Source organism: Streptomyces sp. NBC_01255, assembly GCF_036226445.1.
Classification (GTDB): Bacteria; Actinomycetota; Actinomycetes; order Streptomycetales; family Streptomycetaceae; genus Streptomyces.
The window spans coordinates 2,650,949-2,663,014 of sequence record NZ_CP108474.1 but is presented as its reverse complement, the minus strand read 5'-3'; the positions used below and the strand labels follow the sequence as shown (position 1 = coordinate 2,663,014).

The following is a 12,066-nucleotide window of genomic DNA, read 5'->3' as shown; positions in this document are numbered from 1 at the left end:
CCCTTCCTGCCCCAACGGCCTCCGGAGTCCTCTCCGGAGGCCGTTGTTCGCCCCAATACCGCACCTCGAACGCCTAGTTGTGTGACATGTCCGATTGCGGTGAAGAGGACCCGAGATGGTCCGCTCAGGTGATCGCGACGTCCGGATAACGGAAGTCGCAGCACCGCATCACGTTTGAGCAAACATTCCTCGTCAGGGCTGGCGGGTGATCGCGGAGGCATTGAAGACTCCCCGGAACACCGGGCGTTCGGCTCCCTTCGAATCGAAGCCCCGCAGGTTGTTCCACCGAGCCGCTACCCGCGGCAGGGCAAGGGCCGGCTACCGGCGGCCGAGAGGGGTCCTCACCACGATGACGGCACCACTGCACGAGACGAGTGCGGGCGAGTCGACCGCCACCGTCGTCGGCGCGCCCGACGCTCCCGGCACTCCGGACAACTCCGGCAGCTCAGACGCCTCCGCCAAGGCGATCCAGGGCCGCTCGCCCTGGCAGATCGCCTGGACGCGCCTGAAGCGCGACAAACTCGCCCTCGCGGGCGCCTTCGTCGTCGTCTTCCTCATCCTGGTCGCGATCTTCGCCCCGGTCATCGTCGGTCTCCTCGGCCACCCGCCGAACGACTTCCACGAGGACCAGATCGACCCGCTCTTCGGCACGCCGATCGGGTCCTGGGGCGGCATCAGCTCCGACTTCCTCCTGGGCGTCGAGCCGGTCAACGGCCGCGACGTCTTCAGCCGCATCGTCTACGGCGCCCGGATCTCGCTGCTCGTCGCCTTCCTCGCGGCGGTCTTCGCCGTCGTCCTCGGCACGGTCCTCGGCATCGTCGCGGGCTACTTCGGCGGCTGGATCGACGCGGTCCTCAGCCGGGTCATGGACGTCATGCTCGCCTTCCCGCAGCTGCTCTTCACGATCGCCCTGGTCTCGGTGCTGCCCAACGAGCTCCTCGGCCTCGACGGCTCCGGCGTGCGCATCGCCGCGCTGGTGGTCGTCATCGGCTTCTTCGGCTGGCCGTACGTGGGCCGCATCGTCCGCGGCCAGACCCTCTCGCTGCGCAACCGCGAGTACGTCGAGGCCGCCCAGAGCCTGGGCGCCGGCCGCCTCTACATCCTGCGCCGCGAGCTGCTCCCCAACCTGATCGCCCCGATCATGGTCTACGCGACCCTCATGATCCCCACCAACATCCTCACCGAAGCGGCGCTCAGCTTCCTCGGCGCGGGTGTGAAGCCTCCCACCGCTTCCTGGGGGCAGATGCTGTCGACGGCCATCACCACGTACGAGGCGGACCCCGTCTTCATGGTGATCCCGGGCCTCGCGATCTTCATCACCGTCCTGGCGTTCAACCTCTTCGGCGACGGCGTGCGTGACGCGCTCGACCCGAAGGGCTCCCGCTGACCGCTCGTCGACGGACCCAAGACGACACAAGCCCCGCCCCTGCCGCTGGCGACAGGAGGCTCATCCCCCAACGGCGGACCGACATGACGGCCGCCACTACTCCGGAGGTTGCGAGACCCATGACTCTGATGAGCTCTCAGAGGCGCAGAATCGCCGCGGGCGCGCTGCTGGCAGCGGCCACGATGGTCGTCACCACCGCGTGCGGCGGCGACGGCGGCAAGACGGACGGCAAGGACGGCAACAAGGCGGGCACGGCCGGCTTCAACGCCGCCGTGAACAAGGTCGCCAACCCCTCGGACAAGAAGGGCGGCGAGCTGAAGTTCATCGGCTCGCAGGAGGCCGACTCGTGGGACCCGCAGCGCGGCTACTACGGCTTCGTGTGGGACTTCGCCCGCTACTACACCCGCCAGCTGGTCACCTTCAAGGCCGAGCCGGGCGCCGCCTCCACCGAGCTCGTCCCGGACCTCGCCACCGACGCCGGCAAGGTCTCGGCCGACGGCCTGACCTACACCTTCACGCTGAAGGACGGGGTCACCTGGGAGGACGGCAAGCCGATCACCTCCAAGGACATCAAGTACGGCATCGAGCGCATCTGGGCCCAGGACGTCATCTCCGGCGGCCCGATCTACCTCCAGCAGGTCCTGGACCCCAAGGGCGAGTACAAGGGCCCGTACAAGGACACCTCCGCGGACAAGCTCGGCCTCAAGGCGATCGAGACCCCGGACGACAAGACCATCATCTTCAAGCTGCCGGTCGCCAACGGTGACTTCCTGCAGATGCTGGCCATGCCCGCCGCGTCCCCGGTCCGCCAGGACAAGGACACCAAGGCCAAGTACCAGCTGAAGCCCTTCTCCTCCGGTCCGTACAAGTGGGAGTCGTACACGCCGAACAAGTCCATCAAGCTTGTCCGCAACGACAAGTGGGACTCCAAGACGGACACCATCCGCAAGGCCCTGCCGGACAAGATCAGCGTCACGTTCACCACGAACGCCGACGACATGGACAACCGTCTGGTCGAGGGCGAGTACGACCTCGACATCAACGCGACGGGTGTCGGTGCCGCCGCGCGCCAGAAGGTGCTCCAGCAGCACAAGGGCAACGTCGACAACCCGCAGACGGGCTTCATCCGCTACGCGGTCTTCCCGCAGACGGTGATCCCCAACATCGAGTGCCGCAAGGCCATCATCTACGCGGCCGACTCCAAGTCCCTCCAGACCGCCCGTGGCGGCCCGCAGGGCGGTGGCGACATCGCCACCAACATGCTGCCGCCGGCGCTCAAGGGTGCCGACGCGAAGGCCGACCCGTACGGCAAGCTCGGCGGCGCGCCGGACCTCGCCAAGGCGAAGGACGCGCTCAAGAAGTGCGGCAAGCCGGACGGCTTCAAGACCACGATCGCGGTCCGCAACAACAAGAAGGTCGAGATCGCGACCGCCGAGTCCCTCCAGAACTCGCTGAAGGCCGTCGGCATCGACGCCCAGATCGACCTGTTCGACGGCGCCCAGACGTCCGGCATCATCGGTTCGCCGAAGGTCGTCAAGGACAAGGGCTACGGCATCATCATCATGGGCTGGGGCGCCGACTTCCCGACCGGGCAGGGCTTCCTCCAGCCGCTGGTCGACGGCCGCTTCATCCTCCAGAGCGGTAACAACAACTTCTCCCAGCTGAACGACAAGGCCATCAACGGCCTGTTCGACCAGGCACTGAAGGAGACCGACCCCGACAAGGCCGGCGAGCTCTACAAGCAGATCAACACGAAGGTCTCGGAGGCCGCGGTCTACCTGCCCTTCACCCACGAGAAGAACATCATCTGGCGCAGCTCCAGGCTGACCAACGTCTACACGGCGGACGCCTACAACGGCCGCTACGACTACGCGTCGCTCGGCGTCGTCAAGTAATCCGACCCGCTTCACCGGCGCACCACCCGCCGCCAGGTCCGAAGGGCAGGTGATGGCCGAGGGCGGCGGCAGGGGGATCCGATCGGGTCCCCCTGCCGCCGACCGGCCGACCGCATGCTTGCATACATAGTCCGACGGCTCTTCGCAGTCGTCGCGATGCTGCTCGTCGTCACGCTCGTGACGCTCAGCATCTTCTTCCTCATCCCCAAGATGACCGGCAGCGACCCTGCCGCGATGTTCGTCGGCAAGCAGGCGGATCCGGCATCCATTGAGGGCATCCGTCAGAAGCTGGGCCTGGACGAGCCGATCCTGGTTCAGTTCTGGCACTTCGTCTCCGGCATCTTCGTCGGCCGGGACTACACGGGCGGTGGCGAAACCATCCACTGCGCGATGCCCTGTTTCGGCTACTCGTTCCGCACCGAGCAGGAGGTGTGGACGATGATCGTCGACGCCTTCCCCGTGACCCTCTCCATGGTCCTCGGCGCCGCCGTGCTGTGGCTGGTCCTCGGTGTGTCCACGGGTGTGATCTCCGCGCTCAAGCGCGGCACGATCATCGACCGCGCGGCGATGATCACCGCGCTCGCGGGCGTCTCGCTCCCCATCTTCTTCACCGCCATGCTGGCGATGCTCGTCTTCCGTACGGAGCTCGGCTGGGTCGACGCCACGTACACGCCGATCACCGAGTCGTTCGGCGGCTGGTTCGGCGGGCTGCTCCTGCCCTGGGTCACCCTCGCCTTCCTGTACGCGGCGATGTACGCGCGGCTCACCCGCGCCACCATGCTGGAGGTCCTCGGCGAGGACTACATCCGTACGGCGCGGGCCAAGGGTCTGCCGGAGCCGGTCGTGCTCGGCAAGCACGCGATGCGCTCCACCATGACCCCCATCCTGACCATCTTCGGCATGGACCTCGGCGCCCTCGTCGGCGGCGCGATCCTGACGGAGACCGCGTTCAGCCTCCACGGCCTCGGCGGCCTGGCCATCAAGGGCGTGAGCGAGCGTGACCTGCCGCTGATCCTGGCGGTCACCCTCATCACCGCCGCCTGCGTGGTCGTCGCCAACCTCGTGGTGGACCTTCTGTACGCGGTGATCGACCCCCGAGTGAGGCTCGCATGACCGACAAGCTGACGAAGACGGGCGCGGCGCTCGGAGAGCCCGTCGCCCGCTCGAAGGACGCCCCGTCGGACGCCTTCCTCGACGTACGCGACCTGAAGATCCACTTCCCGACCGACGACGGTCTGGTCAAGTCGGTCGACGGCCTCAGCTTCCAGCTGGAGAAGGGCAAGACCCTCGGCATCGTGGGCGAGTCCGGCTCCGGCAAGTCGGTCACGTCGCTCGGCATCATGGGCCTGCACACGGTCGGCCAGTACGGCCGCCAGAAGGCGAGGATCTCCGGCGAGATCTGGCTCAACGGCCGCGAGCTGCTCTCCGCGGACCCCGACGAGGTCCGCAAGATGCGCGGCCGCGAGATGGCGATGATCTTCCAGGATCCGCTGTCCGCGATGCACCCGTACTACACGATCGGCCACCAGATCGTGGAGGCGTACCGCGTCCACAACAACGTGGACAAGAAGACGGCGCGCCGGCGGGCCGTCGAACTCCTCGACCGGGTCGGCATCCCCGAGCCCGCCAAGCGGTTCGAGAACTACCCGCACGAGTTCTCCGGCGGCATGCGCCAGCGCGCGATGATCGCCATGGCGCTCGTCAACAACCCCGAACTGCTCATCGCGGACGAGCCGACCACCGCGCTCGACGTGACCGTGCAGGCGCAGATCCTCGACCTGATGCGGGACCTCCAGAAGGAGTTCGGCTCGGCGGTCGTCATCATCACCCACGACCTCGGCGTCGTCGCCGAGCTCGCCGACGACATCCTCGTGATGTACGGCGGGCGCTGTGTCGAGCGCGGACCGGCCGAATCCGTCTTCTACGAGCCGCAGCACCCCTACACCTGGGGTCTGCTCGGCTCGATGCCGAGGATCGACCGCGAGCAGACCGAGCGGCTCATCCCGGTCAAGGGCAACCCGCCCAGCCTCATCAACATCCCGAGCGGCTGTGCCTTCAACCCCCGCTGCCCGTACGCGGACGTCCCCAAGGGCGGCATCACGCGCACCCAGCGGCCCGAGCTGGCGCCGGCCGGCGACCGCCACTTCTCGGCCTGCCACATGCCGCAGGAGGAGCGCACCCGGATCTGGACCGAAGAGATTGCGCCGAAACTGTGAGCGAGACCATGGAACCCCTCCTCAAGGTCACCGGCCTGAAGAAGCACTTCCCCATCAAGAAGGGGCTTCTCCAGCGCCAGACCGGTGCGGTCAAGGCGGTCGACGGGATCGACTTCGAGGTCCTGCCCGGTGAGACCCTCGGCGTCGTCGGCGAGTCCGGCTGCGGCAAGTCCACGATGGGCCGGCTCATCACCCGGCTCCTCGAACCGACCGACGGCACGGTCGAGTTCCAGGGCAAGGACATCTCCCACCTGGGAGTCGGCGGGATGCGCCCGTTCCGCCGGGACATCCAGATGATCTTCCAGGACCCGTACGGCTCGCTGAACCCGCGCCACACGGTCGGCACGATCGTCTCCGCGCCCTTCAAGCTCCAGGGCGTCGAGCCCGAGGGCGGTGTGCGGAAGGAGGTCCAGCGCCTCCTGGGTCTCGTGGGCCTCAACCCCGAGCACTACAACCGCTACCCGCACGAGTTCTCGGGCGGTCAGCGCCAGCGCATCGGCATCGCCCGGGCCCTGGCCCTGAAGCCGAAGCTGGTGGTGGCGGACGAGCCGGTGTCGGCCCTGGACGTCTCCATCCAGGCCCAGGTGGTCAACCTGCTGGACGACCTCCAGCAGGAGCTCGGCCTCACGTACGTGATCATCGCGCACGACCTCTCGGTCATCCGGCACGTCTCGGACCGCATCGCGGTGATGTACCTCGGCAAGGTCGTCGAGCTCGCGGACCGCAAGTCCCTGTACGAGAACCCGATGCACCCGTACACCCGGGCCCTGATGTCCGCGGTCCCGATCCCGGACCCGCGCCGCCGGGGCGCCAAGAGCGACCGCATCCTGCTCACCGGCGACGTCCCGTCCCCGATCGCCCCGCCGCCGGGCTGCCGCTTCCACACCCGGTGCTGGAAGGCGACGGACCTCTGCAAGACCCAGGAGCCCCCGCTCCTGGAACTCCGGCCGGGCCAGCGTGTGGCCTGCCACCACCCGGAGAACACGGAGGGCCTGACGATCCCGGGGGCCCGGGAGTCGGTCGAGATCACGAAGACCGAGGAGAAGGCGACGGAGGCCGAGGCGGAGTCCGCGACCGAGGCCTCGGCTGAGGCCTCGGCTGAGGCCGAGTCCGCGGCGGCGCCCGAGTCCGACTCGGAGCCGTCGACCGAGGGCGAAGCGCCCAAGGCGTGACACCCGGAGGCCCCTGCCGCACCGATGCGGCAGGGGCCTCCGTCGTCCCGCGGACACAACCGGGACAATGGGGCGGTGCTCCACGATCTGTTCAGCCCCGACGTCCAGCACGCCCTGGACCTCGTCGGCATCTTCGTCTTCGCCATCTCCGGCGCGCTCCTCGCCGTCCGCAAGAACTTCGACGTCTTCGGCATAGCGGTCCTCGCCGAGGTCACCGCCCTCGGCGGCGGTCTCCTCCGCGACCTGATCATCGGCGCCGTACCTCCGGCCGCCTTCACCGATCTCGGCTACTTCGTCATGCCGCTGGTCGCGACCGTCCTCGTCTTCTTCCTCCACCCGGAGGTCGAGCGGACCCAGCGCGCCGTCAACGTCTTCGACGCGGCCGGCCTCGGGCTGTTCTGCGTGACCGGCACGACGAAGGCGTACGACTACGGCCTCGGCCTCACCTCCTCCGCCGCGCTCGGGCTGGCGACCGCCGTCGGCGGCGGCGTCCTGCGGGACGTGCTCGCCAACGAGGTGCCGTCCCTGCTGCGCTGGGACCGCGACCTGTACGCCGTCCCCGCGATCGTCGGAGCGACGATGGTCGTGCTCTGCATCCGCTTCGACATGCTCAACGCCTTCACCAGCGGCGCCGCCGTCCTCACGGCCTTCGTCCTCCGCCTCCTCGCGATGCACTACCACTGGCGCGCGCCCCGCGCCTGGAACCGCCGCTCCTCCGCACGCGAGGAACCGCAAAAAGCTACCGCTCAGTAATGAGCCGGTGTACCGTCGGAGCCATGAGCACGAGCACCGAGACGACCGCCGCCGCGACGACCGCCGTCGAGACCGCGAGCGAGTTCGACCGCGACACCGCCGTCACCCTCCGGGCCCCCGGCGTCTACGACGCCGACCTCTCCGCCGGCTGGACGATCATCCAGGCCGTCAACGGCGGCTATCTCCTCGCCCTGCTCGGCCGCGCCCTCGGCGACCACCTCCCGCACCCGGACCCGTTCACGATCTCGGCGCACTACCTCACGCCGTCCGTGCCCGGGCCCGCGGTGATCCGGACCGAGACCGTCCGCACCGGCCGGACCCTCTCCACCGGGCAGGCCTCGCTCTTCCAGTACGCCGAGGACGGCACCGAGGTCGAGCGCATCCGCGTCCTCGCCTCGTACGGCGACCTCGACGCCCTCGCCGACGACGTCCGCACCACCGCGACGCCGCCCGCGTTCGCCCCGATCGAGAACTGCTTCAGCGCCGCCGACAACCCGGCCCCGAGGATCCCCGGCTCCTCCGCCATCGCCGACCGCCTGGACCTCCGCCTCGACCCGGCCTGCGTGGGCTGGGCGGTCGGCGCCCCGTCCGGCAAGGGCGAGATGCGGGCCTGGTTCGGCCTCGCCGACGGCCGCGCGCCGGACGCGCTCTCCCTGCTGCTCACGGTCGACGCGCTGCCGCCGACCTCCTTCGAGCTCGGCCTCAAGGGCTGGACCCCGACCGTGGAGCTCACCACCCACGTCCGCTGCCGCCCGGCCCCCGGCCCCCTGCGGGTCTCCATCACGACCCGCAACCTCGCCGGCGGCTTCCTGGAGGAGGACGCCGAGGTCTGGGACAGCGCCGACCGCCTGGTCGCCCAGTCCCGCCAACTGGCCCGCGCCCCGCGCGGCTGAAACCCCCGCGCGGCTGAAGCTCCCGCGCGGCTGAAACCCGGGGCGGCCGACGCCCCGGGCGACCCGCGTGACGGAGTGGGCAGGGACGTAAACAGGCCAGCCGCCGAGGCTGCCGCGGTGGGCTCGTAGAATCGACCCACCATGGCTTACCTCGACCACGCCGCGACCACGCCCATGCTGCCCGAGGCGATCGAGGCGATGACCGCCCACCTCGCCGTCACGGGCAACGCCTCCTCCCTGCACGCCGCCGGCCGGCGCGCCCGGCGGACCGTCGAGGAAGGGCGCGAGACGCTCGCCGCCGCGCTCGGCGCGCGGCCCAGCGAGGTCGTCCTCACCTCCGGCGGCACCGAGGCCGACAACCTCGCCGTGAAGGGCCTCTACTGGGCCCGCCGCGACGCCGACCCGCGCCGTACCCGCGTCCTCGCCAGCCCGGTCGAGCACCACGCCGTCCTCGACGCCGTCGACTGGCTCGCCGGCCACGAGGGCGCCGACGTCGAGTACCTGCCCGTCGACCGCTACGGCCGGGTCCACCCCGAGGCCCTGCGCGAGGCGATCGCCCGCGACCCCGGATCCGTCGCCCTCGCCACCGTCATGTGGGCGAACAACGAGATCGGCACCGTCATGCCGGTCCGCGGACTCGCCGACGTCGCCGCCGAGTTCGGCGTACCCCTGCACGCCGACGCCGTCCAGGCGGTCGGCCAGGTCCCCGTCGACTTCGCCGCCTCCGGCCTCGCCGCGATGACCGTCTCCGGCCACAAGATCGGCGGCCCGTACGGGATCGGCGCCCTGCTCCTCGGCCGCGAGTACACCCCCGTGCCCGTCCTGCACGGCGGCGGCCAGGAGCGGCACGTCCGCTCCGGCACCCTCGACGTGCCCGCCGTCGCCGCCTTCGCCGTCGCCGCCCGGCTCGCCACCGAGCGCCGCGAGGAGTTCGCCCGCGAGGTCGGCGCCCTGCGCGACGAGCTCGTCACCGCCGTCCGTACGCTCGTCCCCGACGCGATCCTCGGCGGCGACCCCGTCGAGCGGCTCCCCGCCAACGCCCACTTCACCTTCCCGGGCTGCGAGGGCGACTCCCTGCTCCTGCTGCTCGACGCCGCCGGCATCGCCTGCTCCACCGGCTCCGCCTGCACCGCCGGCATCGCCCAGCCCAGCCACGTCCTGCTCGCCACGGGCACCGACCCGGACCTGGCCCGGGGCACCCTGCGCTTCTCCCTGGGCCACACCTCCACCGAGGAGGACGTGACGGCCGTCGCCGAGGCGATCGGCCCGGCCGTGGAACGCGCGAGGACCGCCGGCCTCAGCTGAGGCCCGGAAGGGCCGTCACACGGGCTTCTTCGACGCCTCGCGCACGAGTCGCAGATAGCGGTCCCAGTCCCAGTGCGGCCCGGGGTCGGTGTGGTCGGTGCCCTCGACCTCCACGTGCCCGATGATGTGCTCCCGGTCCACAGGTATCCCGTACCGGGCGCAGATGTCGGCCGTCAGCCGCGCCGACCCCGCGTACATCGCCGCCGTGAAGTCCTGCGGCCGGTCGACGAAGCCCTCGTGCTCGATGCCGATGCTCCGCTCGTTCATGTCGCGGTTCCCGGCGTGGAACGCGACGTCGAGCTCCCGGATCATCTGCGCCACATGGCCGTCCTTGCGGACGACGTAGTGCGCGGCGGCCCCGTGCCCCGGGTTCTTGAAGACCTTCAGCGCGGTCGCGTAACTGCCCTGCACGACATGGATCACGACCCGGTCTATCCCGTAGTCGTCCGGCCGGTCGGCCCGCCGCCAGTTCGCCCGCGCCGCCGAGGTCCACTCGGCGCCCCGGTGGTCGAGCGCGCCCTCGACCCGCTTCTTCTCCATGCCCGGCAGCCGCCACCACGCGCGCGCCAGCTCGTCCCTGGCCAGCGCGGCCGTGCCCAGCACGGCGACCCCGCCGCCGAGCAGGACGGCCCGCCGCCCCACCCGCCTGTCCGTACCGCTCCCCTTGCTCCCCATGCCCAAGAGAACGTTTACTCCCGCGACCATGGTTCCCGGGCCCCGTACCCTGGTAGGGCTATGACTGAGACCCCGCGCCCGCGCCCCCTTCGTGTCCTCGCCGCCATGTCCGGCGGTGTGGACTCCGCCGTCGCCGCCGCCCGTGCCGCCGAAGCAGGCCACGACGTCACCGGCGTGCACCTCGCGCTCTCCGCGAACCCGCAGTCGTTCCGTACCGGAGCGCGCGGCTGCTGCACGATCGAGGACTCGCGCGACGCGCGCCGGGCCGCCGACGTCATCGGCATCCCGTTCTACGTGTGGGACCTCGCCGAGCGGTTCCGCGAGGACGTCGTCGACGACTTCGTCGCCGAGTACGAGGCGGGCCGCACGCCCAACCCCTGCCTCCGCTGCAACGAGAAGATCAAGTTCGCGGCGCTCCTCGACAAGGCCCTCGCCCTCGGCTTCGACGCGGTCTGCACCGGTCACTACGCCACGGTCGTCCTCAACGACGACGGCACGCGCGAGCTGCACCGCGCCTCCGACATGGCGAAGGACCAGTCGTACGTCCTCGGCGTGCTCGACGAGAAGCAGCTCGCCCATGCGATGTTCCCGCTCGGCGACACCCTCACCACCAAGGACGAGATCCGGGCGGAGGCCGAGCGGCGCGGGCTCGCGGTCGCGAAGAAGCCCGACAGCCACGACATCTGCTTCATCGCCGACGGCGACACCCAGGGCTTCCTCGCCTCCCGCCTGGGCAAGGCGGAGGGCGACATCGTCGACGAGGCGGGCACGAAGGTCGGCAGCCACGAGGGCGCGTACGGCTTCACCATCGGCCAGCGCAAGGGCCTGCGGATCGGCCACCCGGCCGCGGACGGCAAGCCCCGCTACGTCCTCGACATCTCGCCCGTGAACAACACGGTCACGGTCGGCCCGGTCGAGGCCCTGGACGTCACCGCCCTCACCGCGATCAAGCCCCGCTGGTGCGGCACGGCCCCCGAGGGCTCCGGCCGCTACACCGCCCAGCTCCGCGCCCACGGCGGCGAGACCGAGGTGACGGCCGTCCTGGCGGACGGCGAGCTCACGGTCGCCTTCGCCGAGCCGGTCCGCGGCGTGGCGCCCGGCCAGGCGATCGTGCTCTACGACGGCACGCGCGTCGTCGGCTCGGCCACCATCGCCACGACGACCCGCCGCACGACGGAGCCCACCCCGGTGTAACCCCGCGCGTCACCCCCTACGGTGGAGCGCATGAACATCTGCGTCTTCCTCTCCGCCGCCGACCTCGACGAGCGCTACACGGCTCCGGCGCGCGAGTTCGCCGGCCTCCTCGGCAAGGCCGGCCACACCCTCGTCTGGGGTGGCTCCGACACGGGCCTGATGAAGGTCGTCGCGGACGGCGCCGAGGAGGCGGGCGGCCGGCTCGTCGGCGTCTCCGTCGACTTCCTCCAGGCCAAGGCCCGCCCGGGCACGGACGAGATGGTCGTCGCCCGTGACCTGGCCGAGCGCAAGGCGCTCCTCCTCGCCAAGTCCGACGCCATCGTCGTCATGGTCGGCGGCATCGGCACCCTCGACGAGGCCACCGAGATCCTGGAGCTGAAGAAGCACGGCAAGCACACCAAGCCGGTGGTCCTGCTCAACACGGCGGGCTTCTACGACGGCCTGAAGACCCAGCTCCGCCGCATGGAGGACGAGGGCTTCCTGCCGATCCCGCTCACCGACCTCGTCTTCTTCGCGGAGGACGGCCCGACGGCCCTCGCCCACCTGGAGGGGAACATCGCCTCCCGCTGATGCGAG

The 12,066-nt window shown here is 70.4% G+C and carries 11 protein-coding genes; 10 read left to right on the top strand and 1 reads right to left on the bottom strand.

Annotation, left to right across the window (positions count from 1 at the left end; translation table 11 throughout):
* Window positions 1-349 precede the first annotated feature (349 nt).
* The 8 genes from OG357_RS11530 to OG357_RS11495 all read left to right on the top strand — a co-directional run bounded on the left by OG357_RS11530 (window position 350) and on the right by OG357_RS11495 (window position 9,621).
* Window positions 350-1,387 (top strand): ABC transporter permease, encoded by a 1,038-nt coding sequence (locus OG357_RS11530; RefSeq protein WP_329621055.1) that lies wholly within the window; start codon window positions 350-352, stop codon window positions 1,385-1,387.
* Window positions 1,388-1,506: 119 nt separating this feature from the next.
* Window positions 1,507-3,282, top strand: coding sequence for an ABC transporter substrate-binding protein (locus OG357_RS11525; RefSeq protein WP_329621054.1), 1,776 nt, complete (start codon window positions 1,507-1,509; stop codon window positions 3,280-3,282).
* A 114-nt stretch (window positions 3,283-3,396) separates the two neighbouring features.
* A complete protein-coding gene (locus OG357_RS11520) occupies window positions 3,397-4,395 on the top strand; it encodes an ABC transporter permease (RefSeq protein WP_329621053.1) in 999 nt (332 codons plus the stop codon).
* Window positions 4,392-5,498 carry an ABC transporter ATP-binding protein gene (locus tag OG357_RS11515; protein ID WP_329621052.1) on the top strand — a complete coding sequence of 369 codons (1,107 nt, stop codon included), beginning with the start codon at window positions 4,392-4,394 and terminating at the stop codon, window positions 5,496-5,498. The genes OG357_RS11520 and OG357_RS11515 overlap by 4 nt, the downstream gene beginning before the upstream one ends.
* A gap of 8 nt (window positions 5,499-5,506) precedes the next feature.
* On the top strand, window positions 5,507-6,670 hold the full coding sequence (locus OG357_RS11510) for an ABC transporter ATP-binding protein (RefSeq protein ID WP_329625565.1): 1,164 nt from the start codon (window positions 5,507-5,509) through the stop codon (window positions 6,668-6,670).
* Between the two features lie 75 nt (window positions 6,671-6,745).
* Window positions 6,746-7,423 carry a trimeric intracellular cation channel family protein gene (locus tag OG357_RS11505; protein WP_329621051.1) on the top strand — a complete coding sequence of 226 codons (678 nt, stop codon included), beginning with the start codon at window positions 6,746-6,748 and terminating at the stop codon, window positions 7,421-7,423.
* Window positions 7,424-7,446: 23 nt separating this feature from the next.
* Window positions 7,447-8,316 carry a thioesterase family protein gene (locus OG357_RS11500; RefSeq protein ID WP_329621050.1) on the top strand — a complete coding sequence of 290 codons (870 nt, stop codon included), beginning with the start codon at window positions 7,447-7,449 and terminating at the stop codon, window positions 8,314-8,316.
* A 141-nt stretch (window positions 8,317-8,457) separates the two neighbouring features.
* Window positions 8,458-9,621: a cysteine desulfurase family protein gene (locus tag OG357_RS11495; protein ID WP_329621049.1), complete on the top strand. Its 1,164-nt coding sequence runs from the start codon at window positions 8,458-8,460 to the stop codon at window positions 9,619-9,621.
* Window positions 9,622-9,636: 15 nt separating this feature from the next.
* On the opposite strand, the gene OG357_RS11490 is transcribed toward OG357_RS11495, so the two are convergent.
* Complete coding sequence (locus OG357_RS11490) at window positions 9,637-10,296, bottom strand: N-acetylmuramoyl-L-alanine amidase (protein WP_329621048.1); 660 nt, start codon at window positions 10,294-10,296, stop codon at window positions 9,637-9,639.
* Window positions 10,297-10,356: 60 nt separating this feature from the next.
* On the opposite strand from OG357_RS11490, the gene mnmA reads away from it, so the two are divergent.
* Window positions 10,357-11,490 (top strand): tRNA 2-thiouridine(34) synthase MnmA, encoded by a 1,134-nt coding sequence (gene mnmA / locus OG357_RS11485; protein ID WP_329621047.1) that lies wholly within the window; start codon window positions 10,357-10,359, stop codon window positions 11,488-11,490.
* 30 nt (window positions 11,491-11,520) lie between these two features.
* Entirely contained in the window at window positions 11,521-12,060 is a 540-nt protein-coding gene (locus OG357_RS11480; RefSeq protein WP_329621046.1) for a TIGR00730 family Rossman fold protein, read from the top strand.
* The last annotated feature ends 6 nt before the right edge of the window (window positions 12,061-12,066 follow it).